The 26,156-nt window shown below is 68.6% G+C and carries 29 protein-coding genes and 1 tRNA gene; 18 read left to right on the top strand and 12 right to left on the bottom strand.

Features of this window, described 5'->3' with window-relative positions; genetic code table 11:
- The first annotated feature begins 158 nt into the window (after nt 1-158).
- Nucleotides 159-815, top strand: coding sequence for an SDR family oxidoreductase (locus EV284_RS06765; protein WP_130331401.1), 657 nt, complete (start codon nt 159-161; stop codon nt 813-815).
- A gap of 199 nt (nt 816-1,014) precedes the next feature.
- On the opposite strand, the gene EV284_RS06760 is transcribed toward EV284_RS06765, so the two are convergent.
- Nucleotides 1,015-1,227, bottom strand: a complete 213-nt coding sequence (locus EV284_RS06760) for a hypothetical protein (protein WP_130331399.1) — start codon at nt 1,225-1,227, stop codon at nt 1,015-1,017.
- 348 nt (nt 1,228-1,575) lie between these two features.
- Between EV284_RS06760 and EV284_RS06755 the strand changes: the two genes are divergently transcribed.
- The gene (locus tag EV284_RS06755; protein WP_242625614.1) at nt 1,576-2,091 is read left to right on the top strand and encodes a lamin tail domain-containing protein; all 516 of its coding nucleotides are present in this window, start codon (nt 1,576-1,578) and stop codon (nt 2,089-2,091) included.
- Nucleotides 2,092-2,207: 116 nt separating this feature from the next.
- Here the strand turns inward: EV284_RS06755 and EV284_RS06750 are convergent, their stop codons facing one another.
- The 3 genes from EV284_RS06750 to EV284_RS06735 form a co-directional block, all read right to left on the bottom strand.
- Nucleotides 2,208-3,047, bottom strand: a complete 840-nt coding sequence (locus EV284_RS06750; protein ID WP_130331395.1) for a hypothetical protein — start codon at nt 3,045-3,047, stop codon at nt 2,208-2,210.
- Nucleotides 3,048-3,501: 454 nt separating this feature from the next.
- Nucleotides 3,502-3,945 carry a HEPN domain-containing protein gene (locus EV284_RS06740; protein ID WP_130331393.1) on the bottom strand — a complete coding sequence of 148 codons (444 nt, stop codon included), beginning with the start codon at nt 3,943-3,945 and terminating at the stop codon, nt 3,502-3,504.
- 65 nt (nt 3,946-4,010) lie between these two features.
- A complete protein-coding gene (locus tag EV284_RS06735) occupies nt 4,011-5,132 on the bottom strand; it encodes a DUF262 domain-containing protein (RefSeq protein ID WP_130331391.1) in 1,122 nt (373 codons plus the stop codon).
- Between the two features lie 324 nt (nt 5,133-5,456).
- Between EV284_RS06735 and EV284_RS06730 the strand changes: the two genes are divergently transcribed.
- A complete protein-coding gene (locus tag EV284_RS06730) occupies nt 5,457-6,245 on the top strand; it encodes an NUDIX domain-containing protein (RefSeq protein WP_130331389.1) in 789 nt (262 codons plus the stop codon).
- Here the strand turns inward: EV284_RS06730 and EV284_RS06725 are convergent.
- Nucleotides 6,229-7,236 (bottom strand): XRE family transcriptional regulator, encoded by a 1,008-nt coding sequence (locus EV284_RS06725; RefSeq protein WP_130332916.1) that lies wholly within the window; start codon nt 7,234-7,236, stop codon nt 6,229-6,231. The genes EV284_RS06730 and EV284_RS06725 overlap by 17 nt on opposite strands.
- Nucleotides 7,237-8,100: 864 nt before the next feature.
- On the opposite strand from EV284_RS06725, the gene EV284_RS06720 reads away from it, so the two are divergent.
- From EV284_RS06720 to EV284_RS06680, 9 genes are all read left to right on the top strand, one after another.
- Nucleotides 8,101-8,370 carry a DUF6284 family protein gene (locus EV284_RS06720; RefSeq protein ID WP_130331387.1) on the top strand — a complete coding sequence of 90 codons (270 nt, stop codon included), beginning with the start codon at nt 8,101-8,103 and terminating at the stop codon, nt 8,368-8,370.
- Nucleotides 8,367-9,362 (top strand): DUF2637 domain-containing protein, encoded by a 996-nt coding sequence (locus EV284_RS06715; RefSeq protein ID WP_130331386.1) that lies wholly within the window; start codon nt 8,367-8,369, stop codon nt 9,360-9,362. Before EV284_RS06720 ends, EV284_RS06715 begins: the two co-directional genes overlap by 4 nt.
- Nucleotides 9,359-10,009, top strand: a complete 651-nt coding sequence (locus EV284_RS06710; RefSeq protein WP_130331385.1) for a GGDEF domain-containing protein — start codon at nt 9,359-9,361, stop codon at nt 10,007-10,009. The genes EV284_RS06715 and EV284_RS06710 overlap by 4 nt, the downstream gene beginning before the upstream one ends.
- Nucleotides 10,009-10,395 carry an RRQRL motif-containing zinc-binding protein gene (locus tag EV284_RS06705; protein WP_130331384.1) on the top strand — a complete coding sequence of 129 codons (387 nt, stop codon included), beginning with the start codon at nt 10,009-10,011 and terminating at the stop codon, nt 10,393-10,395. The genes EV284_RS06710 and EV284_RS06705 overlap by 1 nt, the downstream gene beginning before the upstream one ends.
- Before the next feature lie 80 nt (nt 10,396-10,475).
- Nucleotides 10,476-12,695: a cell division protein FtsK gene (locus tag EV284_RS06700; RefSeq protein WP_130331383.1), complete on the top strand. Its 2,220-nt coding sequence runs from the start codon at nt 10,476-10,478 to the stop codon at nt 12,693-12,695.
- A 142-nt stretch (nt 12,696-12,837) separates the two neighbouring features.
- Nucleotides 12,838-13,110, top strand: a complete 273-nt coding sequence (locus EV284_RS06695; protein ID WP_130331382.1) for a hypothetical protein — start codon at nt 12,838-12,840, stop codon at nt 13,108-13,110.
- Between the two features lie 3 nt (nt 13,111-13,113).
- On the top strand, nt 13,114-13,308 hold the full coding sequence (locus EV284_RS06690) for a hypothetical protein (protein WP_130331381.1): 195 nt from the start codon (nt 13,114-13,116) through the stop codon (nt 13,306-13,308).
- Between the two features lie 44 nt (nt 13,309-13,352).
- On the top strand, nt 13,353-13,775 hold the full coding sequence (locus EV284_RS06685; RefSeq protein ID WP_130332914.1) for a hypothetical protein: 423 nt from the start codon (nt 13,353-13,355) through the stop codon (nt 13,773-13,775).
- 46 nt (nt 13,776-13,821) lie between these two features.
- Complete coding sequence (locus tag EV284_RS06680) at nt 13,822-14,430, top strand: XF1762 family protein (RefSeq protein ID WP_207228959.1); 609 nt, start codon at nt 13,822-13,824, stop codon at nt 14,428-14,430.
- Nucleotides 14,431-14,436: 6 nt separating this feature from the next.
- Here the strand turns inward: EV284_RS06680 and EV284_RS06675 are convergent, their stop codons facing one another.
- Nucleotides 14,437-15,459, bottom strand: a complete 1,023-nt coding sequence (locus EV284_RS06675; RefSeq protein WP_130331380.1) for a hypothetical protein — start codon at nt 15,457-15,459, stop codon at nt 14,437-14,439.
- A gap of 140 nt (nt 15,460-15,599) precedes the next feature.
- Between EV284_RS06675 and EV284_RS06670 the strand changes: the two genes are divergently transcribed.
- The 4 genes from EV284_RS06670 to EV284_RS06655 all read left to right on the top strand — a co-directional run bounded on the left by EV284_RS06670 (nt 15,600) and on the right by EV284_RS06655 (nt 19,973).
- The gene (locus EV284_RS06670; protein WP_130331379.1) at nt 15,600-16,451 is read left to right on the top strand and encodes a bifunctional DNA primase/polymerase; all 852 of its coding nucleotides are present in this window, start codon (nt 15,600-15,602) and stop codon (nt 16,449-16,451) included.
- A 2-nt stretch (nt 16,452-16,453) separates the two neighbouring features.
- Nucleotides 16,454-17,932 carry an ATP-binding protein gene (locus EV284_RS06665; protein WP_130331377.1) on the top strand — a complete coding sequence of 493 codons (1,479 nt, stop codon included), beginning with the start codon at nt 16,454-16,456 and terminating at the stop codon, nt 17,930-17,932.
- A gap of 470 nt (nt 17,933-18,402) precedes the next feature.
- Complete coding sequence (locus EV284_RS06660; RefSeq protein WP_130331375.1) at nt 18,403-18,612, top strand: helix-turn-helix domain-containing protein; 210 nt, start codon at nt 18,403-18,405, stop codon at nt 18,610-18,612.
- The gene (locus EV284_RS06655) at nt 18,609-19,973 is read left to right on the top strand and encodes a tyrosine-type recombinase/integrase (protein WP_242625613.1); all 1,365 of its coding nucleotides are present in this window, start codon (nt 18,609-18,611) and stop codon (nt 19,971-19,973) included. Before EV284_RS06660 ends, EV284_RS06655 begins: the two co-directional genes overlap by 4 nt.
- 154 nt (nt 19,974-20,127) lie before the next feature.
- Here the strand turns inward: EV284_RS06655 and EV284_RS06650 are convergent.
- A tRNA-Tyr gene (locus EV284_RS06650) sits at nt 20,128-20,209 on the bottom strand.
- A gap of 223 nt (nt 20,210-20,432) precedes the next feature.
- Here EV284_RS06650 and EV284_RS06645 point away from each other — a divergent pair.
- Together EV284_RS06645 and EV284_RS06640 are read left to right on the top strand one after the other, a co-directional pair.
- Nucleotides 20,433-20,921, top strand: coding sequence for a YajQ family cyclic di-GMP-binding protein (locus EV284_RS06645; RefSeq protein WP_086693011.1), 489 nt, complete (start codon nt 20,433-20,435; stop codon nt 20,919-20,921).
- A gap of 71 nt (nt 20,922-20,992) precedes the next feature.
- A complete protein-coding gene (locus EV284_RS06640) occupies nt 20,993-21,253 on the top strand; it encodes a hypothetical protein (RefSeq protein WP_030811588.1) in 261 nt (86 codons plus the stop codon).
- A gap of 7 nt (nt 21,254-21,260) precedes the next feature.
- On the opposite strand, the gene EV284_RS06635 is transcribed toward EV284_RS06640, so the two are convergent.
- The 5 genes from EV284_RS06635 to EV284_RS06615 form a co-directional block, all read right to left on the bottom strand.
- Nucleotides 21,261-21,527: a GlsB/YeaQ/YmgE family stress response membrane protein gene (locus EV284_RS06635; RefSeq protein WP_031180890.1), complete on the bottom strand. Its 267-nt coding sequence runs from the start codon at nt 21,525-21,527 to the stop codon at nt 21,261-21,263.
- A gap of 105 nt (nt 21,528-21,632) precedes the next feature.
- Nucleotides 21,633-22,031, bottom strand: a complete 399-nt coding sequence (locus EV284_RS06630; protein ID WP_031180891.1) for a YccF domain-containing protein — start codon at nt 22,029-22,031, stop codon at nt 21,633-21,635.
- Nucleotides 22,028-22,891, bottom strand: a complete 864-nt coding sequence (gene htpX / locus EV284_RS06625; RefSeq protein WP_130331373.1) for a zinc metalloprotease HtpX — start codon at nt 22,889-22,891, stop codon at nt 22,028-22,030. The genes EV284_RS06630 and htpX overlap by 4 nt, the downstream gene beginning before the upstream one ends.
- Nucleotides 22,892-23,036: 145 nt before the next feature.
- Nucleotides 23,037-24,584 carry an NADH-quinone oxidoreductase subunit N gene (locus tag EV284_RS06620; protein WP_130331371.1) on the bottom strand — a complete coding sequence of 516 codons (1,548 nt, stop codon included), beginning with the start codon at nt 24,582-24,584 and terminating at the stop codon, nt 23,037-23,039.
- Nucleotides 24,581-26,155, bottom strand: a complete 1,575-nt coding sequence (locus tag EV284_RS06615) for an NADH-quinone oxidoreductase subunit M (RefSeq protein ID WP_130331369.1) — start codon at nt 26,153-26,155, stop codon at nt 24,581-24,583. The genes EV284_RS06620 and EV284_RS06615 overlap by 4 nt, the downstream gene beginning before the upstream one ends.
- Nucleotide 26,156 lies beyond the last annotated feature (1 nt).

Below are 26,156 nucleotides of genomic sequence, written 5' to 3'. Positions count from 1 at the left end.
AGCCTTTTATCTACGGCGAGTTGGGCCACCCGTGGCAGGGACGGCCGCCCTGTGCGCCCCCGGTTGCCGCCGTGCGCCGCGTCCCTGCCGGGGGACGTTCTCCGGGTGAGGCCCGCCCCGTGGGGCGGATGGGTCGCGGCGGGCGTACGGTCGTAATCATGCGCACTGTCATCGCCGGAGGTCATGGTCATATCGCGCTGCGGCTGGAGCGGTTGCTCTCGGCGCGCGGGGACGAGGTCGCGGGCATCATCCGCAAGCCGGAGCAGGCGGCGGATCTGCGGGCGGCCGGCGCCGAGCCGGTCGTGCTGGACCTGGAGTCCGCGTCGGTGGAGGAGGTCGCGGAGGCGCTCAGGGGTGCCGACGCCGCCGTGTTCGCGGCCGGCGCGGGTCCGGGCAGCAGCAAGGAACGCAAGGAGACGGTGGACAAGGGCGCGGCGATCCTGTTCGCCGACGCGGCGGTGCGGGCCGGGGCGCGCCGGTTCGTGGTGGTGTCCTCGATGGGCGCGGACCCCCGGCACACCGGCACCGAGGTCTTCGACGTGTATCTGCGGGCCAAGGGCGAGGCGGACGCGTACATCGCCGCGCAGGACGCCCTCGACTGGACGATCCTGCGCCCCGGTTCGCTGACGGACGAGCCGGGCACGGGGCTGGTCAAGCTGGCGGCGCACACCGGACGCGGCAAGGTCCCGCGGGACGACGTGGCGGCCGTGCTGGCGGAGCTGGTGGAGTCCTCGTCGACGGCGGGGCTGACGCTGGAGCTGATCGAGGGGTCGGTGCCGGTGGCGGTGGCCGTGAAGGCGGTCGCGGGGAACTGAGGCGGCCCCGGCGGGGCTGCGGCGCCGGCCGGAGCAGCGGGGCACCGGCGCCGGCGAGGCGGCTTCAGCGGCGCTGTGGCACCGGTCCGGGCAGCAGGGCGCCCACGCCGGGGAGACGGTCTCGGCGGGGCTGTGGCACCGGTCCGAACAGCGGTGCGCCCACGCCGGGGAGACGGTCCCGGCAGGGCTGCGGCCGCGGTCAGAACAGCGGGAGCTGGCCGGGGAAGTCGGGGACGACGTAGCCGTCCAGCGTGGGCTGGGCCGCGCCGATCTGGGCGTGCTGCCGGGAGCCCGCGCAGGAGACCATCTCCTGGCTCTCCCGCGCGCCGGGCGGGTCGTGGCGCGCGAAGCGGCCGGCGACGACGGCGATCTCGCGGTGGCACACGGGACAGGTTCTGCGGCGCGAGGACATGGGACCAGTGTGCCCTGGGGGTCCGACAGGGCTGTTACTCACTTTCGGGTGACGCGTGCGGGGTGGCCGGGGTGGCGTGGCCTGGCGAAACGGGGACCAGGTCCAGTGATCACAAGGGCTCTGCCTCTTTCACCGCGTCAACTTGGTGCATTCTTCCTATGAATGGACGTTACAGCCGAGAGTCACGGAAACATGGGCGCTCGGTAACACGGTTCACGTTTCCACCACATGTCCTCCGCATCCCGCCAAAGTGGTGTCTGCGCGGCCAGCAGGTCGCCATCCGCACACCGCACGCTTTCCGCCCCGGCTCGTCCCGTGGGCGGGTGCCCGCACCTTGCAGGAGACCCTGTGACTTCGTCTTCCGTGACCGCCCGTCGCCTGGCCGCCGCCGCTCTCGCTGCCGGGGCGCTGGTCGGAGCGGCGGCCCTGCCGGCCACCGCCGCGGACCGCTCGCACCGCGAGCACGTCGAGATCAGCCGCGTGCAGTACGACTCCCCCGGCTGGGACAACGGCTCCAACCGCTCCCTCAACAACGAGTGGGTTGAGGTCACCAACAACTCCCGCCACCGCGTGAACCTCGACGGCTGGCGGCTGACGGAGGACCGGCGCGGAGCCTCGTACACCTTCCGCCACTTCAGCCTCGGCGGCCACCAGACCGTCCGCGTCCACACGGGTGTCGGCCGCGACACCGCCCGCGACCTCTTCCAGGACCGCCACGACTACGTCTGGGACAACCGCCGCGACACCGCCACCCTCCGCAACGACACCCGCCGCGTGGTGGACAGCGTCTCGTGGGGCGAGCGCGGCCAGCGCTGGGACGACAACCGCGGCCACGACGGCCGGGGCCACGGCCACCGCCGCTGATCCGTCGCCCTGACGGGCGGGTCCGGACTCACCATGACCGGCGCGGCACCCTTCTGGGGGTCCGCGCCGGTTGTCGCCGTGGTCCGCCGTGGAACCGACGGGCCCGTCGTGCGGGACTACAGGCCGGGGCCCGCGGTCGACGTACCCGCGTGCTGTCCGTCCGGGCGATGCGGGGTCTCGGCTCTGGGACGGGGCACCGAGACCTGGACATCAGGGAGGGACGCCTCCGTGAACTGAAGTACCAGGGCTGCCTGTAGCCGTGCCTTCAGGTCGACATCCTTTACTTCGCCCACGAGTTGGATGGCTTGCCGCACACCCCGCTCTGAGCGCATGTCTTGCCGCAGAAGCCTGGTCTGGCCTTCCAAGTGTTCAAGTGCGCGCCGCGCTTGACGGTGAAACAGAACGCCGACGACGCCCGTCACTACGCCGGTCACATTGGTCACCATCGTGGCGTAGAGATCCCCTGTTGTCTCGGAGCGCCAGATCGCGAGCCCCACCCCTACGAAGAGCATGAGACAGCCGAAGCCCGAGAACACCAGACTCACGAGCGAGCTGCGCTGAGCCTGAGTCAGTCCGTGGGCGTAGTAGTCGGCGAGGAGCACGGCGAATCGCTGCTCTTCCAACTCGGCACGCCGCTCTTCGACGGCACCTGGCTCGAAGTGGATGTTGTACGTCGTGGTGTTGTGTGTGGTCGAGCCGGACCGGGCCTGCTCGGTGTCCTGGTCGCTCTCCTCCTCGGTCGCCGTTGGATGCTCAGGCAGCTTGAGTTCGATCCCCCGATCGGGGCCCACAGTCAGCTGCAGCTCTCGCCGGAGACGATCACGGTTCTCGTTGACGTCACGCCGGTAGGAAACGCTCGCCTGCCGAAGTGCCACGCCCGCTGCCGCCAGGCCCGCAGCCCCGCCGAGCACACTGGCGACATTGTTCATATGAGAAAGATCCATAAAGCTGGCCACTCCATGATCCTGGCATCCGGCAACAGCGTCCGTAAGGGATTCGCGCGGGCGTCGCCCCAAGTCGATCTTGCTCCGACGGCCGGCGGGTCCCTTTCATGAGACCGGCTACGGGGAGGCGTGGGCGGCCACGATGATTCGAACGGGCACCGGAAACGAAGAAACCCCCTCCGACCTGCCGTAATGGCTGGTCGGAGGGGGTTTTCCCCAGTGTGGCGGCGCCAGGATTCGAACCTGGGAAGGCTGAGCCGGCAGATTTACAGTCTCGCTGCGATCACTGCACCACACCCTCTCTGACCTGCAAGTTTGACGCAGCCACACAGTTCGCCGCCCCTTCCGGTCCGCTCCCCGTCCGGATCTTGATATGCGACCCGGATGAACCCACGCCTCCCCGCGACCCAAGGATCAACGACGCTCGGATCACATCCTGGGCAAGCTGTGGACTGCGCCTCAATCCCTACCGGCTATTCGGGTTCAGATTCTCCAAGAACCAATTCGCAATCTCCAGCGCGCCCTCATAGAGAGATATCGCCCTGTCCCTATTAAGCCCTTCGCTTTGCCCGTGAGCGATTCGATGCCGCCGATTAACAAGAAAGGAGAGGTCACGTGAAAGTCTCGCATCGTCAGCGTCAAGGAGATCCTTAAGGCTCGCCTCGAAATCACCTCCGAACCGCCCCGCCAGCGAAAGAATGTTATCTGGAGATGGATTCTTGGTTCTGACTATCCAAGATTGAGAAAATACCCGAACCGGCCCCCCGGACTTCCCATCAATGTAGGCCCTGGCGCATTCAAAGGTAACTTGCTCCAGGTATCCGCAGACTCTCACTATGAAGAATCTAACAAGCCAGATCTTCTCGTCGTCCGTGCGGTCGACGGGGGGATTCTTCACCCACTCTGCCAAGGATTCGACATCCTGACGCAAATGGATTACATCACGAGGTGGCCACGACGGCGACATACCGCTCCCTAGATAGCCGCAAACGTCTTCGTGGCCATATCGAGACGCTTTCGAACGTACTCTTCAGTCGCGGTGGACCCGGAGATGGTGGGTGCCGTTTCACGGTTAGTGGTGAATACGCGCACAGCATCTGCGACCGAGTCCGGTGCTGGCACTGTACCCCCGTCAAGCCTGCGCATGAGCCCGACGTACAACGCCTCAGCGAGTGCTGCGTTGACCTGCGAACTCTGAAACCTCAGGGCAGCCCGACCAGGGCCCGCGAGCAACAACTTCGACGCATCACTGAACAGCTTTTCCAGCTTGTGATTGTCGAGACCTTCAAGGTTGCGATGCTTGCCCAGGAAATCGTTCAAGAACTTTTTCTGCGGCCTAAAATAGCCAGCCGAATTTTGATAGAGAGCCAGAATCCGCAGGATCAACTCTTGATCCCGCAGACGGAGAGACTTGCTGCCGTAAAGCTGCCTCCAGTCTTTGTTCTTGTTTAGCCTCTCCAGGAAGTCAACAAAAGTGCCGGGATAAAGGGCGATCCGGATTTCATGAGGCGTGAGCTGCGTTCCGCCAGAATTCAGCCGTTCAAACACTTGATAGATCGCTTCGAGCGACTTGCCACTGCCGTCGGTTTTGACAATCGTCGCCTGAATAAAGGTATTGTCAAGCGTACGTCGCTGTTCCGGGAGAAGGGTGCGATATGTCAGGCCCTTAAAATCATCAGCGACGTTTTCGAGGGCGAACTCTCGGCCGGCATGGACACCCTCATAGAAGGCGCGGAGTGTGCGTAGTCTTTGCTGACCATCAAGGACCAAGTACCTGCGGTCGACTTGCTGAACTAGCATGATACCTGGAATTGGGTACCCCATTAGAAGGGATTCAATGAACCTATCCATCTGAGGTCTACGCCATACGAAACCGCGCTGGAACCCAGCAACCTCTAGAGAATCGTCCCCGTGCCCGAATGTGGGAATTACAATGTCGCCACGGGTAAGTCGGCGGACCAGCCCTTCAGCGTCGAAGTCAGTTCCTGTATATGTAACTGGTTCAGCTTCGGCCTCAGCAGCCGCAAGATCTTCCTGTTCCTCCGGGGTGAGAGATTCTTCTTCTTTGAGGTGAGCGTCGACTTCGCCGTCAGTCATGGGACCAAGATAGGCCACGGAAGGGGAGATTGGGCAGAGAGATCCGCCCAACGGCTGCTGGCCTGACGCCTACGTCAGACCGTGCTTGGCACGGTCAGAGCGCCACATCGGCCCAAGTGCCGCCAATAGTGGCATCTCCGGTCTCAGGGGCGGAACAACCAGGCGGCGTCACCGCGATCAGCGCGCACCTGCACCTCAGACCCCATGTGGGCCCAATGGGACAGGTTCTCCCCCATAAAGATCGCCACGCGCACGACCGAACTACGCCTACCCTCGGGTGGTTACGCTGGTACGCACCACGGCAGAACGGGGAGTGCTCCGCGCATGGGACCCAAAACGACCAAGGTCTACGAGACGCTCCGGGAACGGCTCGCATCGGGGCAGTACGTACCGGGCGACAAGTTCCCGTCCGAGCGTTCCTTGACGGAGGAACTGGGCATCGGACGCACAGCCCTTCGGCAAGTGCTGGCTCGCCTCGTGTCCGAAGGAGCGCTAGAGGTGCGAGGGCGTAGCTCGTACCGGGTGCCCGGCGCAGTGAGCGTGAGTACCCCTGAAGGAATGGAACCCTGGCAGATCCACGGCGAGCGCGACCTCTACGACAACCAGTGGGTCAAGCTGCAACTCTGGGACGTAGAGCCTCCCGGCGTAAAGCGTTTCGAACATCACGTCGTCAAGCTTCAGCACGTCGCAATCACGGCGGTCGTGGACAACCAGGACCGCGTCCTAATGATGTGGCGCTACCGGTTCGTCCCCGGCCGATTCGGCTGGGAGTTGCCGGGCGGCATCGTGGACAAGGGCGAGACGCCGGCGGACGCGGCACTTCGGGAAGTCGTTGAAGAGACGGGCTGGCGCCCGTCCGCCCTGGAACACATCGTCACCTACCAGCCGATGGTCGGCATGGTGGACTCCCCGCACGAGATTTTCGTAGCTCACGGCGCAGAGAAGGTGGGCGAGCCCACCGACCTGGAAGAGGCCGGGCACATCGAGTGGGTCCCCCTATCCGACGTTCCGGGACTCATGGCGCGGGGTGAGCTACTCGGCTCAGGGACTCTCGTTGCGCTGCTGCACATCCTTGCGACCCGGAACCGGCCTGCCCCTACAGATGCTGGCTGAGCAGATCTACACGCCTGCGCTGCCGCACCGACCCGGTGCGGCTTGCCAGTAGCCGCGCCTGCCTGAGATGGGTGTGTGCGTCGTCATACTCGGCTCGCGCCAGATGGGCGTGCGCCAGGTCCGTGTGCAGGCCGGCGCGCGCTCGAACAAAGGTGGGGTCCATGCCCTGTAGCGCGTCGTAGAGGCTGCTCACCGCTTCAGCGTCTCCGAGCAAACCGAGCACGTTGCCACGCCAGCGCGTCAGGTGTGAGCCATTGAGGAAGATGCTCAGCATGTCCGGGTCACGGTCTTCGGTGCCGTCCGGAATGCATGCCGAAGCCTTGTCCAGCGCGCGCCGGCAATCGTCCACCATGCCTGCATGGGCGCACAGTTCAGCTTCGGTGGCGTGCAGCCAGGCCCTTAGACGAGGTGACCCAGACTGCCCTAGGGACCGTTGAGCGTCCCGGACCAGCTCAACGCCAAGCGCAGGGCGGCCGGCTGCGCACAGTACGAACGCCTGCTCCCCCATCGCGTGCGCCAAATACATGGGCGCCTCAGCATCGCGTGCGGCGCTTTTCGCTGTCTCGTAGTGGCGCCAGGCCCGTTCAACCGCTCCGGAGTCGACGGCCTGCCACGCCGCAAGTGTCGATGCTCCCGCGAGCGCCAGCGCGACTGGCCGGCGTGCGCTCGGCAAGACCGCGAAGTTGAGCGCGTCTTCGAGTGCCGCAAGGTGCCCCGTCATCTGGTCGATGAGTCCGGCCGCACCCATCTGGCGATCCATAGACCGCAGAATCTCCGTCTGCGCGTTGAACGTGTCCACCATCGAGGTGCTTACGCTGCTGGCGGCATCAATCCTGCTCAACAGGTCGTCGTAACCGTCAGCGGTGGGCATGACCGGGGCAGTGGGCGCACCCCTCAACTCCTCGTCGGTTGCGCCGAGAAGCTGTCGGAGCAGGCTGGCGTACCGATCCGAGATCGTCCGTTTGCCGTTCTCCCACTCGGAGACGTACACCCGCAGGCTCGCCGTGGAGGCGATGTCGGTGAGGTGCTGCCGGGCGTATCGCTCAATCTCCCGAATGAGCCGTTCCTGCGACCAGCCGCGCGCCGTTCGCGCTTTTCGAAGTCCTGAGTCCACGGGTCCCGCCTGGTGTCGGTTCCGATCTCTGCATCTCCAGGGTGCCGCAGATTCGCGCAGGTCAAAAGGGGTTAACAGGCCGATGGTTAAGGGCTGTTGGCTACCGAGCGCCCCTCCCCGAGCGGTCTCCTGAAGAAGCACCGCGACAGGGGATCACCCCCGAAGCCAGCGAACCAGTTGACATCTGGTGCGCACCAGATGCAGTCTTCTGGTGCGCACCAGAAATCGGGATCGCATCCGGTTCGCGGTGCTTCGGAGGGGCCCTTCTTTGGGCTGCTCCGACGCAGAGGGCGGGGACGCTGCAATCCCGCTAAAGGCCAGGTGAAACAGGGTTTCGGCCCGTACTGGCGAGGTGGCCCGGCGACCGCGAGCAACGGCCGGAGAGTGGGGACAGCGGTCCCCCTTGCAGTGCGAAGCCCGTGTTCGTCGCCTCGGAAGGAATACCTGTGATCAAGCGAAAGCGTTAGGCGCGGCCGTGATCGACCGGCATGACCGCGCCGCTTCATCCCTGGTCCCTCGCCTCGTTCGAGGGCGGCGGACGATCGGTCGCCTACTTCCGTCTCGCGGTGGCTATCGCCGCGCCGGTTGCCTCCCTCGCCCGTCCGGCCACGCCGTGCGCGTCGGCTGTACGGGCGGGGTGGTGGGGAGCCGGAACCCCCCGACTTCAACGGCGTGAGCCCCCGGAGTTGCAGCTCCGGGGGCTCTGTTCGGGCCGTTCCTCCGTGGAAGGAACCACGACCCATGAACCACGTTGTCACACTTCAGGACGCCATCACCGCGTTCGCCGACTTCATGGAGCCGACAAGCGCGGAGCTGGACGCGATCGAGCGGGAGATGCCCGTCATCCTGGCGGACGTTGAGCTGCTGGACGCGCACATCGCCACCATCGACCGCGCCCCGACCGAGCTGGACACCCGCCGCGTCCGCCGGGCCCGCCGCCAGGCGCTGGCCGCCCGCGTCGCCTGGCTCAACCGGGCGGCCGGTGCGAGCCTTCCCGGTGGTGCGGCATGACGTCGCAGGCTGTAGAACGGGCGGCGGTGCCGCCGCTGACCCGCCCGGAAATGGGGCTTGCCGGTGTGGGGGCGCTGGCCGCGGCCGGTGTCGGCGCGCTCGGTCTGATCTCCTCGTTCGACGCGGTGTCGTTGGCCGCGGCGCAGTGGGGGTTCGGTGAGCCGTGGATGCTGCCGGTCGGTATCGACACGGCGATTCCGGTGTTCACGGTGGCCAACCTGCTGTTGATCCGTATGGACATGGCGTTGGCGTGGGTGCGGTTTGTGCCCTGGGTGCTCACGCTGGTCACGTGCGGGCTGAACGTCGCGGCTGGGAGCGGGGTGTGGGCGAAGGTCGCGCACGGGACGATGCCGCTGCTATGGGTGGTGTTCTCCGAGATCGGCGCCCACATCTACGCGGTGCGGATCGGGGCGGTGACCGGCCGGCGTATGGAGAAGATCCGGTTCTCGCGGTGGTTGCTGGCGCCGCTGTCGACGTTCGCCCTGTGGCGGCGCATGACCCTGTGGGAGGTGACCTCCTACAGCGCAGCCCTGGGCATGGAGCGGGAACGGCTGTTGGCCCGTGCGGACTTGCACGAGCGGTTCGGCCGCGGCTGGCGCCGGAAGACGCCCCGGCGTGAGCGCGTGATGCTCCGCATGGGCGAACTCACCCCCGCCACCACAACCGCGCCCGCGGCGGTTGAGGCCGACCCGGACCCGGAGCCCATGCAAGCACCGGAGTCGCCGGCGCCCCGCCCGGCGCGCAAGCGGCCGGCCAAGCCGAAGCCTGCTGCCGGTCAGCGCACCGCGGCCGAACTACTGGCCGAAGCCCGCAAACTGGCGGCTGGCTGGTCGGATGACGCGGTCAACGCGGAAGCGCTGCGGAAGGCCCTGCGGTGCGGGTCGGCGCCGGCGCGGCAGGTGCGTGACGCCCTGCTCGCCGAACGCGCGGAAGCCCGCTCCGTGCACGCCGTGGACGCCACTCCGGTTGAGGCTGAAGGGGTGGCGGCATGAGCACCCCGACCAATGCCCTGTTAGCTGCCCTGCCCCTACTGGCGGGTTGGGCGGGTCATGTGTGGTGGCTGCAACGCTGCCTGAACACCGCCCGCCGGGACCCGCTCACGGGGCTGGTCACCCGCGACGGGTTCACCCGCCGCGCGACCACCCTGCTCAAGGACCCGCAGGCAGTCGTCGTCCTCGCCGACGTCGACAAGTTCAAGCAGATCAACGACGTCCACGGGCACGCCGCGGGCGATGCGCTGCTGAAGGCGACCGCGGACCGCCTCGCCCATCACGTGGGCCGGACCGGGGTCGCCGGCCGGTTGGGGGGCGATGAGTTCGCCGCCGTGCTCATCGACCCGCACGGCACCGCCGCCGACATGCTGACCCTGCTACACGGCGTACTGGCCCGCCCCATCGACGGCCACGACCCCGCCGTACACACCACGGTCTCTCTCGGCTGGGTGCGCGCCGCGGATTTCCCTGCCGATGACCTGTCAGGGTTGCTGCGCCGGGCGGATGAGGCGATGTACGCGGCCAAGCAAGCCCGCTCCGGCACCCGCCGCGCCGGCTTGGGCCGGTTGTTCGCCAGTGTCGCCGGGCGCCGCTCCGGCCGTGCCGGAGCCCGGTCGGATGGGCCCGTGGTGGGGGTGGCGGTCTGATGTCCGCCTACGCCAAGTGCTTTGACCCCTCCGGGGCCCGGTTCGGGATACCCACCTACCCGTGGCACTTCGCCCCGGACGGCTACGCCACCCGCCGACAGTTGCGCGCCTCCGGGCTGCGTCCGGGCGGGCAGGAGGTGGCCGCGCAGATCATGCGCACGCACCGCGGCCGGAAGGCGGGGGTGCAGGTGGCGTTCCTCTACCGCGTCGACCGCGCGAAGCCGGTGCGGCCGATGACGTCCCGGAAGTGGGGTGCGCTCGCGCTGGCGATGCTGGCCCGCCGCACCTGCCCCAACTGCCGGATCACCTACGGCTACTGCATCCCGACCTCGCTCGGGATGTGCGTGGCCTGCGCCTACCCCGACGACGAACAGTGCGCCGCCTGAACCCTTCCGCGTGGGGTCCGGTCACGACCGACCAAAGCAGCGACCGGGCCCCTCATCCTCCTGAGAGAAGGACGAAGCCAGTGAAGCACCCCGACGACGACAACGAACTCTTCAACCGACTGGAAGCCGAACTCGCCGCCGACTCCGGCGGCGACGTAGTCGACCTGAACGCCGCCCGATCGGCCCGTGCAGAGTCGACCGACACCGCCGCCGACCGGTCGGCCGACACCGGCCCCGGCGGGTCGGGCCTTGAGTCGGGCGACCCGAGCGGCAGGGTGTTGGTCGACTCGCCGACGCTGAAGGCGGCCGGTCCCGGCTACCTCGGTCGGCTCGCCGGAGCCAAGCGCCGCGCGGTCATCCCGCTCTGGCTGCGCTCGCTCTCCGAGCTCAAGACCGCCTCCGGGTGGGTGGCCCGCCACTACGCCCACACCGCCGGCTACCACGCTCTACGCACCCCCGTGTATGCCGCGCGGCTCGCCCTTCAGGCGCCGGCCGGAGCGGCGCGGTTCGTGGGCGGCACGATGCGGTGGGTCGCCGACCGCGAGGGCGAACCCGTCCGACTCGCCGCCGTGCGCCGCGAGGACGCCGCCGAGTACCTGAAGCTGTCCCGACAGCGCGACGGCCGGGTCCGGCTGCGCACCCTGGTCGCCGTGCTCGCTCTGTTCGTGGGAGTCGGGGCGGCGCTGGCCATCTACGTCCTCGCCCCCGACTGGCTGCAAGCCCTCTCGACCGGCGCCCTGGTGCTGGCGCTGGGGTCGGCCGGCCGGAAGGCGGACGCGCCGGTCGTCCACAAGGCTGTGGAACTCCCCGACGCACCGAAGCTGACCAGTGACATCGTGCTCCGCGCGCTGGGGGCACTGGGCATTCCGGCGATCAATCAGGCGCAGGGCAAGGGGCGGGACGGGTTCGCGTTCACCGCGCCGATCACCCGCGACGGTCCCGGCTGGCGCGCCGAAGGCGACCTGCCGTACGGCGTCACGGTCACGGACGTGATCGAGCGCCGGGACCGGCTCGCCTCCGGTCTGCGCCGGCCGCTGGGCTGCGTGTGGCCCGAAGCGGTCCCGGATGAGCACACCGGCCGGCTGGTGCTGTGGGTCGGTGACCAGGACCTCAAGTCCGCGCGCAAGCCCGTGTGGCCGCTGCTGAAGTCCGGGACGGTGGACCTGTTCAAGCCCGTCCCGTACGGCACCGACCAGCGCGGACGCTGGGTCGAAGTCACCCTGATGTTCATCGCCGGCGTCATCGGCGCGATCCCCCGCATGGGCAAGACCTTCCTGCTCAGGCTGCTGCTGCTCATCGCCGCACTCGACCCGCGTGCGGAGTTGCACTCCTACGACATGAAGGGCACCGGCGACCTGGACCCGGTCGGAGAGAAGGTCTCCCACCGGCACGGCGTCGGCGAGGAAGACGAAACCCTCCAGTACGCGCTGGCCGACTTCCGTGCCCTGCGCGAGGAATTGCGCCGCCGCACGAAGGTGATCCGCTCTTTGCCGCGGGACATCTGCCCGGAGTCGAAGGTGACCAGCGAACTCGCCTCCAAGCGGTCCCTGGGATTGCACCCCATCGTGATCGGGGTGGATGAGTGCCAAGTGCTGTTCGAGCACCCCGAGTACGGCAAGGAGTTCGAGGAGATCGCCACCGACCTGGTCAAGCGCGGCCCGGCCACCGGAATCGTGCTCCTGCTGGCCACCCAGCGACCCGACGCCAAGTCACTGCCCACCGGCATCAGCGCCAACGCTGGCGCCCGGTGGTGCCTGAAGGTCATGGGCCAGACCGAGAACGACATGGTCCTCGGCACTAGCAGCTACAAGCGCGGGGTGCGCGCAACCATGTTCGCGTGGGGTGACAAGGGCCTGCACTACTTCGTGGGTGAAGGCTCCGATGCCCGGATCGTGTCCAGCACGTTTGTGGACGCGCCCGGCGCCGAAGCCATCGCCGCTCGCGCCCGCACCATCCGCGAGAAGGCCGGACTGCTGTCCGGCTACGCCCTCGGCGAGGCACCCGAGACGGTCACCGGCCCGGCGTACGACCTGCTCGCCGACGTCGCGGCGGTCGTTGCGGGGAAGGAGGAGCGGGTGTGGAACGAGCGGATCGCCGCCCGCCTCGCCGAACTCCGCCCCGACGTCTACGCCGGGTGGAAGGGCGAGAACGTCACCAGCGCGCTCAAGCCGCACGGCATCAAGACGCGGGACGTCGCCGGCATGACGGACGACGGAACCCGCACCACCCGGCGCGGCATCGCCCGCGCCGACCTCCTCAAGGCGATTGCGGAGCGTAACGAAAAGCCGGGCGCCGCATAGGCCCGAACCGGTGCTACCGGTAGCAGCCACACCTGCTACCGGTAGCACCCCCGCTAGCACCCCATCCGGGGTCTCACCTGTGATCTAGCGGATAGCACCCCACCAGCGGAAACCCCCTGAAAACCCGCCCGGAGGGACCCTCATGACCCCCATCGTCCTTGCTATCACCTGCCTGATAGCCGTCACGTTCGGTTACGTCGGACTGTGTGTGGCCTCGCCGTTCGGCGACTGCCGCCGCTGCCACGGCATGGGCCACGCCCTCAAGCACGACCGCAAGGGCCGGTTGAAGCGCGGCAAGGACTGCCGCCGCTGCCGCGCGACCGGCAAGCGCATCCGCGCCGGCCGCTGGCTCTACAACCGGTGGGCCCGCATCTACCGCGCCGGTACCGACACCCCCCGAACGGAAGGCTTCTGAGCGATGGTCCTCGACATCTCCGCCGTGCTGTTGTTCGGCGCCGCCTCCGCCTTCGCCGTCCGCACGCGTTCCGCCAACGTGGGCGCCGCCCTGGTCCTGTTCCTGTTCGGCTTCTTCGCCGCCGGAACCGGCGCCTACGGCCCGATTCACGACCTCGTGCAGGCGTTCGCCGACGCCCTGTCCGCCCTCGGCAAGTAGGGAGACCCGACGTGAACGAGCCCACCCGCCGTCACACGACACCCATGGCGGCGCCGGAAGTCCACCAGCCCATTCCCCTCGTGATGCGGCCGGCTGCACCCATCCCCGTCCAGCCGCTCAGCGCGCCGAGCGTGGTGAGCGTCGTCCTCCCAGACGGCCGAATGGCCACCGGCTACGCCATCGACCCTGTCCAGCCGGAACCGGTTGCGGCCAAACCGGTCGTCTCCCGCGCGGCGGTGAACGTTGCCCTCGGGGGCGTCGGGTTCCTCGCCGTGTGCGGTGGACTGCTGCTGCTCACCACGTTCATCGCCGCCCTCACCGCGCTGGTCACCCAGCTCATCACCCTCGCCGCGGTGCTGTTCGGTGGGTTCATCGCCGTGCAGGTGCTCGGCGCCGGCAGCCGCGGCGGCGGGACCACGGTCAACATCCGTAAGGCCGTGATCAAGCGCAACCACTTCCACCGGTAGCGGCATGAGTGCCCCGCCCGGTGCAGTGAGACTGCACATCTACCCGATGAAGTTCAGGGCCGCGTGTGCCTACGTCGACCGCATCCACCGTCACCACGACGCTCCGCAGGGGCATCAATTCTCGCTGGGCGTGCGGACCGATGCCGGCCTGCTGGTCGGGGTGGCCATCGTCGGTCGTCCCGTCAGCAAGGTCCTGGACGACGGGCTCACTGTGGAAGTGACACGGCTGGCCACGGACGGAACGCCGAACGCCTGCTCTGCCCTATACGCAGCTGCATGGCGCACCGCCCGCAGCGCAGGCTACCGACGGGCAATCACCTACACCCAAGACGGCGAAAGCGGCGCCAGTCTGCGCGCCGCCGGCTGGCGCAAGACTGCTGAGCTGCCGGCCCGACCTGGCTGGCACGCCCCCAGCCGTCCCCGCCGCACACTCGGCACCGAACACGTGGCCCGCACACGGTGGGAGATCACCACCCACAACGCGCCGCCGCTGCCCGCACCGTATGACGAAAGCCGTGACGAAACCCGCGGCCGGGGAAGGCGTAAGCGCTGCCCGCTGTGCCGTAAGCCGATCACGGCAGCGGCCACCGGGCGGCCCGCCCGCTACTGCTCGCCGGCCTGCCGGCAACGCGCCTACCGCCAACGCACCCGCTGACTCCGCCTACGCGGCGGGGCCGAGAGGCCACCCGGCGAAGCCATCGGCGGTCTGGTAGACCAGACCGATCTTCTGTTCCGCGAGAAGCTGCTGAACATCAGGCGTGGGCGCGCTAGGCAGCAGAACGGCGACGCGCAGCGTCTCGTGTCCGGGGACGCGGCGGCGGTAGTCGGCCAACTGACCAATAGCCATGCGGACGTTGGCCCGGGTCGTGACTCCCTTCGCCTCGAACAGCACGTGAGCGGTCGCGTCGTACAGGTCCGGGGTCAGCGTGCCCGGCTCGCCCTCGATGGTGAACTGGAAGCTGTGGGTGTGGTGCCCGGCTGCGCTCAGGTGGGCCACGAACGCCTTGACCAACTGGCCTTCCCGACGCAGGACCTTCCGCTGCCCCGCGGGAACATCCATGACCGTCTCGGCAGTCTTGTGCTGCTCGGTCTTCTTGACCTTGGTCGCGTCCTGCGCCGGCAGCGTGACCGGCTCCGGGATATCCACCACCGGTTCGGTGATCTCGTAACCGGTCTTCGTAGCGGCCTGCTGACGATCCGCGTCCGTCCACGCCGGCGTCGTTCCCGGCGCGGGACGGAACCGGAACACCAGTACATTCCGCATCACGCCGTTCTTCCCCGGCCCGCGGCGCACGTCGTACGGCTTGATCAGGTCCACCACCATCGGCCCGATGTACCGCTGCTGCACGGCGCCACTGCCCGGCACGGTGCCGTGGGCGACGAACAGATGAATCTCCCGGTTCTTCTTCGCCGCGGTCAGCAACGATCCGTTGCGGTCGGACGGCTTCTGATCCCCGTTCGCGCCGGCGCCGGTGTACAGGTACAGCGGTCCGAACTCGTCGTCGTCCGCGCGGCCATCGAAGGTGTAGCCGTACTCCTCGCCCGCGTTCGGGTCGGAGTACACGAACACCTTGCCCGCCGCATCGGCCGGCTCGATCCCCTGGTACTTGCCACAGCCGTAGACCGCGGCGATCTCCTCACGGCTCGTGAGCACACCCGGCGAAAGATCAAAGGTCGTCGTCATGCCGGCGACCATAACCGCCCCCACTGACAACCTGCTGCCCGCTTTCTCGCAGGTGGCAGGCGAAAGGGCGACCCCCAATCCGACCAAGAACCGGGGCCGCCCTCATCCAGCACGCGGAAGACGAACTGGAGACCACCAGCATGACGCAACAGACCCCGCTCCGGCGAGTGGCCCTCACCCTGGCCGCCGCGGGACTCCCCGTACTGCCCCTGCGCGCGGGCAAGGCACCGTTCGGGAACTGCCGCACCTGCGTGGACAACGCGTGCGGCGGCCGGCCGAACATGAAGACCCCCGGACCGTGCCACTGTGCCGGCGTCTGCCACGCGTGGGCTGCCGCCACCACAGACCCGCGCGTCCTCACCTCCCCGCCGTGGACGGCAGCATGGCGCCGAGCGGTCTGCGTCGCCTACCATCCCGGCGCCGCCGGGCTGACCGTGGTCGACCTTGACGACCCGGTGGCCGTTGCATGGGCCCGCGAGGTGTTGCCCATTACCCGGACCGTGCAGACGACACGCGGTGAACACTGGATCTACCGCGGCGCCATGGCCTCATCCAACGCGGTCCGGCCCGGCGTCGACATCAAGTCGACCATGTCCTACGCCCGCTACCTCGGCCCCGGCACCGGCACCCTGGCCGCCCTGCCGGAAGCCGTGCGAGCGCTGGCCGTGAAGTCGTCCACCGCGACCCGGCCGGCGCCGCACAGCGGCGTGAACGTGCCCACGCTGGGCGGGGGAGGCGAGTGCCCGCACCGTACCCCCACCTATCTGGATCGTGGCATCGCCATGGCGGAGCGGCGCATCACCGAGGCACGCAGCGCGGTGCACGCCACCGTGTATCGCACGTTTCTCGCGGTGCTCTCCAAGCACGGCCGGTGCGGCTGCCTCACCGAGACGCACACCGCGCGCCTGTTCACCGCAGCGCAGGCCAAAGGCGAATCGCCCCGGCACTGCACCGAGGCGTGGACCAACGCCCTGACCACCTTGGGACTGTGACCATGTCTGAGGACGAGAAGAACCCGGCCCGCGAGGTCATCACCGACTACGCGCAGGCGCACTTCCGGTACTTCCGCACCGCCGACGGCACGGTGTACGCGCAGAAGAACGGCCATCCCGTGGCGCGTCCGATTCGCTCGCAGGGCACCACGGGAAGCCACCGGCAGGAACTCATGGTCGGCCTGTTCCGCGACGGCCGCGGCGTGTTCAACGGCACGGCCATGAAAGAGGCGCTCGACTTGATCGAGGCGTTGGCGCTGACCGAGGGCGTGCAGCCCGTGCACATCCGGGTGGCTCCCGGATTCGACGGGGCGACGTGGCTGGACCTTGGCCGTGCCGATGGGCAGTCCGTGCGTATCCACCCCACCGGGTGGGACATCCGCGTCCCGGACCCGCAGGAAGTCTGCTGGCGGCGCACCCAGCTCACGGGGGAGCTGCCCGTGCCGGTGAAGGACACCGATGGCAAGGGAATCGATCTCCTGATGCGGCTGTGCAACTTCGCCACCGCCGAGACCGAGTGCCTGGCCATTGCGTGGCTCATCGGCTGTCTCGGTCCGACTGTGCCCGTCCCGGCGCCGTTTCTCACTGGCCCACAGGGCGCGGGGAAGTCCACCGGGGGTCGGATGCTCGTGCGGATCATCGAGGGTATGACGGGCGACCTGCGCCGGGCTCCGAAGGATGAGGAGAACCTAATCACGGCGGTGGCGGCCGGGTGGGTCACTGCCTTGGACAACCTGTCCCACATGACGCCGGAGCTGTCGGACGCGATGTGCTGCATCGTGACCGGGGCTGAGAACGTGAAGCGGGCCCTGTTCACCGATGGGGACGTGTTCCGCGTCGGCTACCGCCGCCCGCTGCTGCTGACCGGCATCGACGTGGGCGTGATCCGGCCCGACCTTGCCGAACGGCTGCTGCCCCTGCGGCTGGAACGTCCCCGCGTCCGGCGCACCGAAGCCGAACTGTGGTCGGACTTCGCAGAAGTGCTGCCCGTCATCCTCGGCTCGCTCCTGGATCTCACCGTGCAGGTTCGGGCGGCTGAGGCGGATATCCCGACCGACCTGCGCATGGCCGACTTCGCGCACCTGTGCGCGCAGCTCGACGCGGCCACCGGTCTGGGAGCTCTCGCCGCCTACCGGGCCAGCCTGGACGACCTCAACGACGACGTCATCGAGGGCGACTTGCTGGCGCAGACGGTACTCAAGCACGCCGCCGGCATCGACCAGGGGACAGAGCAGCGGATGACCTCCGCGGAATGGCTGCACTGCCTCACGGGCCTCTACGCGGGCGAGGACTTCCGTCCCCTGCCTAAAGGGTGGCCGACCACCGGCAAGGTGCTCTCAGACCGCCTTAAGCGCCTACAACCCACTCTCGCGGCTCGGGGCGTCCTCATCGACTGGGGACGCACCAACGCGTCCCGCTACATCGAAATCGCGCGGGCGGGCGCCGCGCCGCCCCCGCACGAGCAGGCAGCGGCCTTCTGACCGCAAGGCACCCGCTGCACAAGCAAGAGGAGCACCCGTGCACGCGTGCTCCTCTTGCTGTTCGGCGGCAGCGCCGCCCTGCGATGGTCGCGCCGCGAAGCGGCCCCTTCTTCACGCTCTGAGCCGCGCACCACAACAGACACCACCCCCTCTCTGTCCGAAGTAGAGAGACGCTGCGTCACCTGCGTCACCCACACCCCAAAAACGGCCAGTGACCAGCCCAAAGTCAGGTGACGCAGACAGCCAATTCCTGCGTCACCCTTCGTCACCCGCGTCACCCAGTGACGCAGGTCTACGTCACCGATGACACACCACACCGCGCTGCGTCACCACAAAAGTGCAGGTCAAAGCCGCGAATGACGCAGGTGACGCAGGTGACGCAGAAATCCCCACCTCGGACAGATGCGTTCCCCTCCCCACCCCTTCCGCAAAGCCTCCGCCCACCCCCGCCCCTTACCTGGAGATCCCCGATGAGTACGCCAACCCGGCGCCGCCGCATCCCGAAAGACGAGTTGATCCCCCTGCCCGACGTCCTGGACGAACTCGGCATCAGCCGCCCGACCTGGTACCGCTGGCGCAACCGTGGCTTCGGCCCGGAAGCCCGTCGCACCCCGTCTGGCCGCATCTGCGTCCGCCGAAGCGTGCTGGACGCCTTCAAGGATGAATTGGAGGCTGCGTGAGCGAGTGGAGCTACGAGGTCAGGTTCTGGGCCATCCGTAAGCGCAATGCCCGCCAGCCCTTTCAGTTGCGCTGGATGGTGGGGACGCGCGAGCACGCGAAGTCGTTCTTGACGCAAGGGCTTGCGGACAGCCACCGATCGGAACTCATGACAGCCGCCCGGAAAGGCGAGCCGTTCGAGATCGACAGTGGTCTCCCAAAATCGATGGTCGCCAAGACGCGTGACATCAGTTGGTACGAGCACGCACGGGCCTACATCGAAATGAAGTGGGACGACTCCCCCGGCAACACTCGTCAGACCCTCGCCGAAGCCATGGCCACCGTGACCCCCGCGTTCGTCAAGGACACCAAGGGGATGCCGGAAGCTCGTGTCGTACGTCGCGCCCTGTACGGGTGGGCGTTCAACAAGAACCGCTGGGACGTAGAGCCGCCGACCGAAGTGGCGCAGGTGCTGAACTGGTTCGAGCGCAAGTCGCTCCCCACGTCGGCTCTCTCGGATCGATTGCTCGTGAAGAACGCCCTACGGGCGCTGTCGAAGCGGCTGGACGGGGCTACGGCCGCACCGGGAACCATCAGCCGGAAGCGCGCCATCTTCTACAACTCACTTGAGTTCGCGGTCGACGCGGAGTTGTTGTCGGACAACCCCTTGGACCGCATCAAGTGGAAGGCGCCGGAGCAGGTCACGGAGGAAGTCGACCCAGCCTGTGTCCCGAATCCGACGCAGGCAGCGAAGCTGCTGGCCGCCGTCCGAGAGCAGAGCAAGCGGGGGCGGCGCCTCGCCGCGTTCTTCGGCTGCATGTACTACGCCGCCGCACGGCCGGCCGAGGTCATCGGTCTGCGCGCCTCGGACTGCGACCTTCCCCGGCGGGGGTGGGGCGTGATCCGTCTCCACGACACGCGCCCACGGTCAGGCACCGCATGGACGGACAGCGGCGAGGCGCACGAAAAACGCGGCCTCAAGCACCGCCCTCGCAAAGAGGTCCGCCCCGTGCCCATCCCGCCCGAGCTGGTCGCGCTGCTGCGGTGGCACCTCACGGCGTACGGCACGGCCCCTGACGGCCGCGTCTTCCAGACGCTGCGGGGTGGACTCGTGCAGGACACCGGATACGGAGAGGTGTGGGCCGAAGCTCGCTCGCGGGCTCTGACGCCGGCGGAGTTCGAGTCCCGACTCGCCAAGCGCCCGTATGACCTCCGCCACGCGGCTGTGTCCACCTGGCTCAGCTCCGGTGTGGAACCGCAGCTCGTCGCCGCGCGGGCCGGTCACAGCGTGGCCGTTCTCTTCCGGGTCTACGCCAAGTTCCTTAAGGACGGAGACGACGCGGCCAACGCCAAGATCTCCGCGCGCCTGGACCGGCACACCTGATGGGCCGGAAATCCTGTCCGCGCTCTGTCCGTGAGAATCGAGACGGGGCGGTCGAACGCGAGACAGCGCGAGACATCACCCTGTGAAGGGCGATCAACGACTCAGGGCCCGTGACCTGCTGTGATAGCAGGTCACGGGCCCTGAGTTTCCCGTGTGGCGGCGCCAGGATTCGAACCTGGGAAGGCTGAGCCGGCAGATTTACAGTCTGCTCCCTTTGGCCGCTCGGGCACACCGCCGGGGGTTGTTGTAGGGGGTCCCGCCTTGGCGGTGCTCCCTGGCAACGACGTAAACAATACCTGATGCGCGGGGGTGCTCCGCCACCCGGTTGATCGCCGTCCTCGGGGGCCGGGGGTGGCTAGGCTGGGGCGGATGCGGTCCGGCTGAATGCCGGGCTCGGCGGCCGGCGCTCCGGCGCACGGTCCGCTCCCGTTCCGCCCCCGATGCAAGGAGCCACAGGACATGGCCGACTCCAGTTTCGACATCGTCTCGAAGGTCGAGCGGCAGGAGGTCGACAACGCCCTCAACCAGACCGCCAAGGAGATCTCGCAGCGCTACGACTTCAAGGGCGTGGGCGCCTCGATCTCGTGGTCCGGCGAGAAGATCCTCATGGAGGCCAACTCCGAGGACCGGGTGAAGGCGGTGCTCGACGTCTTCGAGTCCAAGCTGATCAAGCGTGGCATCTCGCTGAAGGCGCTGGACGCGGGCGAGCCCCAGCTGTCCGGCAAGGAGTACAAGATCTTCGCGTCCATCGAGGAGGGCATCTCCCAGGACAACGCCAAGAAGGTGGCGAAGATCATCCGCGATGAGGGCCCCAAGGGCGTCAAGGCGCAGGTCCAGGGTGAGGAGCTGCGCGTCAGCTCCAAGAGCCGCGACGACCTCCAGACCGTCATCGCCCTGCTCAAGGGCAAGGACTTCGACTTCGCGCTCCAGTTCGTGAACTACCGGTAGGACCGGCCGCGCAACCCCGCCCCGCCCCGGCTTCCCCGGCGGCGGGGCTCGGTATGTGCGATCGTTCCGGCATGAGCAGTGACTACGACCGCGTGCGCACCGGCATCGAGTTCATGACTGCCTATGTCTCCGGGGACGAGCTCCTGACGGAGTATCTGGAGGAGCGGCGGCAGGAGGACCCCGGGGCGACGGACACGTTGCTGGACGGTACGGCGGCCCTGTGCGCGGCGCTGCTGCACACGCTGGCCCGTACGACACGGCGGTCCGAGCACGAGATCCTCCAGGAGCTGGCCCGCGGTACCCACCGCAGTGAGCGCCGCTCCGAGGACTAGCGCCGGCTCAGTCGCGCGAGTTGCCGAAGATCACCCGGTAAAGGATCAGCAGCACCAGCGAGCCGCCGATCGCGGCCGCCCACGTGGCGCCGTCGTAGAAGTGCTTCGAGACCGGGTGGTCCAGCCAGCGTGACGAGATCCAGCCGCCGAGGAACGCGCCCGCGATGCCGATCAGGGTCGTGCCGAGGAAGCCGCCCGGGTCGCGGCCCGGCAGCAGCAGCTTGGCGATGGCTCCTGCCAGCAGGCCCAGGATGATCCAACCGAGAATGCTCATGCCAGAAACCTGCCCTTCCGCGCCGCGTCCGCACACCCTCGCTCCGTAAGAAGCCGGTGTGCCCTGTCTCCTGCCAGGACGCCGCGCGGGCTGGTTCCGGTTGCCTCAGGCGACGCGCGTGCCGAACGGCTCGTCCGTGCGGACGATCTCGCGGCCCAGCGGGAGCAGCGAGACCGGGATCAGCTTGAAGTTGGCGATGCCGAACGGGATGCCGATGATCGTCAGGCACAGCGCGATGCCCGTGGTGATGTGGGCCAGCGCCAGCCACCACCCCGCCAGCACCAGCCAGAGCACGTTGCCGACGCACGACGGCGCGCCCGCGTCCCGGCGCTCGACGGTGGTGTACCCGAAGGGCCACAGGGCGTAGACGGCGATGCGGAAGGCGGCGATCCCGAAGGGGATGCCGATGATCGTGACGCAGAGCAGCACGCCGGCGAGCAGGTAGCCGAGGAACAGCCAGAAGCCGCTCAGGACGAGCCAGATGATGTTCAGAAGGGTCTTCACCGGTTGCGACCTGCCATCTTCTCCAGTCGGGCGATCCGCTCGGCCATGGGCGGGTGCGTGGAGAACATCCGCGACAGTCCCTGACCGGGCCGGAACGGGTTGGCGATCATCATGTGGCTCGCGGTCTCGATACGCGGCTCCGGGGGCAGCGGGAGCTGCCGGGTGCCGCTCTCCAGCTTGCGCAGCGCCGAAGCGAGGGCCAGCGGGTCGCCGGTGAGCTGGGCGCCGGACGCGTCCGCCTCGTACTCGCGGGAGCGGCTGACGGCCAGCTGGATCAGAGTGGCCGCAACGGGGCCGAGCAGCATGGTCAGCAGCATGCCGATCAGCCCCGGGCCCTCGTCGTCGTCCGAGCGGCCGACCGGGATCAGCCACGCGAAGTTGACCAGGAACATGATCACCGAGGCGAGGGCGGCGGCCACGGACGAGATGAGGATGTCCCGGTTGTAGACATGGCTCAGTTCATGGCCGAGGACACCGCGCAGTTCGCGCGGGTCGAGCAGGCGGAGGATGCCCTCGGTGCAGCAGACGGCCGCGTGGCGCGGGTTGCGGCCGGTGGCGAAGGCGTTGGGCGCCTCCGTGGGCGAGATGTACAGCCGGGGCATGGGCTGGCGGGCCTGCGTGGACAGCTCGCGCACGATCCGGTACAGCTCGGGCGCCTCGAACTCGCTCACCGGGCGCGCCCGCATCGCGCGCAGGGCCAGCTTGTCGCTGTTCCAGTACGCGTACGCGTTCGTGCCGAGCGCGACCAGGACGGCGACGATCAGCCCCGTGCGGCCGAAGAAGCTGCCGATGACGATGATGATCGCCGACAGTGCCCCGAGGAGTACCGCGGTCCTGAGCCCGTTGTGCCGGCGGTGCACCCTGACCCTCCCGATCGTGCGACGCGGGAACCCTTCGGTCCAGTGGACCCTCCCGATCGGAACAACGCCAGGCGACGGCCGCGAGTTCCCAGGTGGGCGTGGTGGCGCGGACACCCGTACGAGTGAGCGGGGTCCGCCGCGCCCGTCAGAAGAGGGTCGTCGCGGCGAAGCGCAGCACCAGCTGGGGCGCGCCCGAGAGGGCCACGCCGACGGACGCCGTGAGGGCGAGCGCGGCGGTGAGCGGGGCGGGGAGGCGGTGCCGTACGGGCTCGCCCTCGGGGGCGCGGAACAGCAGGGCCGTCCACCGGAGGTAGTAGAAGAGCGCGATCACCACGTTGACCGCCATGACCACGGCGAGCCAGCCGAGCCCGGCGTCCACGGCCGCCGAGAACACCGTGACCTTGGCGAACAGCCCGATCACGCCCGGCGGGAGCCCGGCCAGGCAGAGCAGGAAGAAGGCCAGGAGGACGGCGGTGACCGGGTTGGTGGCGTACAGGCCCCGGTAGTCGGCGATCCGGTTGGCCGGCCGCGTACGGCCCACCAGGGCGGCGACCGCGAAGGCGCCGAGGTTCACGGCGGCGTACATCAGGGCGTAGGCGACGGTGGAGCCGATCGCCTTCTGGCCGTCCCGCGTGTACCCGGCGGCGGCGATCGGGACCAGGAGGTAGCCGGCCTGGCCGATGGAGGACCAGGCGAGGAGGCGTACGGCGCTGTACGCGCGCGTGGCCCGCTGCCGGAGGGCACCGGCGTTGCCCGCGGTCATGGTGAGTGCGGCCAGGACGGCGAGGGCGGGGCCCCAGACGTCGGCGTACGACGGGAAGGCGATCACGGTGACGAGGATCAGGCCGGAGAAGCCGACCGCCTTGCCGACGACCGAGAGGTAGGCGGCGACCGGGAGTGGCGCGCCCACGTAGGTCTCGGGGACCCAGAAGTGGAAGGGCACGGCGGCGGTCTTGAAGGCGAAGCCGACCAGGGTGAGGACGACCCCGGTCTGGACGAGGGTGTGGAGCTGGCCGTCGGTCTGGGGCAGGCGGCGGGCGATCTCGGTGAGGTGCAGGGTGCCGGTGGCGGCGTAGACGAAGCTGACGCCCATCAGGCTGACGGCGGTGGCGGTGACCGAGGAGAGGAAGAACTTCAGGGCCGCTTCGGCGGACCGTGCCTCACCGTGCCGGATGCCGACCAGGGCGAAGGCGGGCAGGGAGGCGACCTCCAGGGCGACGATCAGGGTGGCGAGGTCGCGGGAGGCGGGGAGCAGGGCGGCACCGGCCGCCGAGGACACCAGCAGGAACCAGAACTCCCCGGCCGGGACGCGCCGCCGGTCGTCCTGGACACCGGTCACGGACAGCAGGGCCGCGAGGAGGGCGCCGCCGAGGACGAGGAACTGGATGACGACCGTGAAGTGGTCGGCGGTGTAGCTGCACGCGCGCGTGGAGCCGGTCAGGCAGAAGGTGGCGCGGTCGCCGTCCAGGAGCGGCAGCAGCATGAGCGCGGCGGCGGCCAGGCCGGCGACGGAGAACCAGCCCAGGAGCGGCTTCCGGTTCTCGGGCAGGAACAGGTCGGTGACGAGTACAGCGAGGGCCGTGACGGCGACGATGACAGGCGGGGCGATGGCGAGCCAGTCGACGGACTGGATCAGGGCGTCGACCGCCGGCGCGGCCAGGTGTCCCGCTGTGGGCTGGGCCAGGGCGCTCATCGGGTGCCTCCTGCGAGGAGCTGCTGCACGGCCGGGTCGCTGAGGCCGAGCAGGGCCCTCGGCCAGAGTCCGGCGAGGACGGTGAGGACGACGAGCGGGGTCCAGGCGGCGAACTCGTAGCCGCGTACGTCGGCGAGTTCGGGCAGGTCCTGCTTCGGGTCGCCCATGCAGACGCGGCGGACCACGACCAGCAGGTACGCGGCGGTCAGCAGCGTGCCGAAGGCTCCGACCGCCAGGAAGACCAGGTAGGCGGTCCGGCTGAGCCCGGCGGCGGGCTGGAACGCGCCGAACAGGGCGAGCATCTCGCCCCAGAACCCGGCCAGTCCGGGCAGCCCGAGCGAGGCGACGGCGCCGAAGGCGAGCAGCCCGCCGAGCCGCGGGGCCCGGCCGTACAGGGCGGCCCCGCCGTGCGCGGCCAGCGTGTCGAGGTCGGTGCTGCCGGTGCGGTCCTTCAGGGCGCCGACCAGGAAGAACAGCAGGCCGGTGATGAGGCCGTGGGCGATGTTGGCGAACAGCGCGCCGTTGACGCCGGTCGGGGTCATGGTGGAGATGCCGAGCAGCACGAAGCCCATGTGGCCGACCGAGGAGTACGCGATCAGCCGCTTGAGGTCTCCCTTGGCGCCCCGTCCGGCGAGGGAGAGGCAGGCCAGGGACCCGTAGATGATCCCGACGACGGCGAACGCGGCGAGGTACGGGGCGAAGACCCGGAAACCGTCGGGTGCGACCGGGAGCAGGATGCGGACGAACCCGTACGTGCCCATCTTCAGCAGGACGCCGGCGAGCAGCACCGAGCCGACGGTCGGGGCGGCGGTGTGGGCGTCCGGCAGCCAGCTGTGCAGGGGCCACATCGGCGCCTTCACCGCGAGCCCGATCCCGATCGCCAGAACGGCGATGACCTGCACGGACGTGGTCAGCGACCGGCCGTTGTCAGTGGCGAGTGCCACCATGTCGAAAGTGCCCGCTTTGGTCCCGATCAGCAGCAGGCCGAGCAGCATGATCACGGAGCCGAGCAGCGTGTACAGGATGAACTTCCACGCGGCCCGGGTCCGGCCCTCGCCGCCCCAGCGGGCGATGAGGAAGTACATCGGGATCAGCACGGTCTCGAAGGCCAGGAAGAAGAGGACGAGGTCGAGCACGGCGAAGGAGGCGAGGGTGCCCCCTTCCAGCAGCAGGACCAGGGCGGTGAACGCCTTCGGGGAGGGCCCCGCGGGCGGCTTGGAGTAGGAGTAGAGCGCGCAGAGGAAGGTCAGCAGCGCGGTCAGGAGGAGAAGGGGGAGGGAGATGCCGTCGATGCCGAGGTGGATGCGCACGTGGAGTGCGGGAATCCAGCTGATGTCGGTCGTGGCCTGCATCTTCGAGGGGTGGTCGTGGTCGAAGCCGAGCGCCAGGACGATCGCGGCGATGAGGACCACGCCGGTCACGGTCGCGCCGTGCCGGAGCACGGCCTGGTCGGGGGACCTGCCCTTCAGTCCGGGCGGGGCCGGCAGCAGGGCGGCGGCCGCGCCGAGGATCGGCACGGCGACGACGAACGCCAGAAGGAACTGCATCACTGATTCGCTGATACCGATCACG

Source organism: Streptomyces sp. BK022 (genome assembly GCF_004217355.1).
In the GTDB taxonomy this organism is placed as follows: domain Bacteria; phylum Actinomycetota; class Actinomycetes; order Streptomycetales; family Streptomycetaceae; genus Streptomyces; species Streptomyces griseoluteus.
This window is presented reverse-complemented; position numbering and strand designations above follow the sequence as displayed.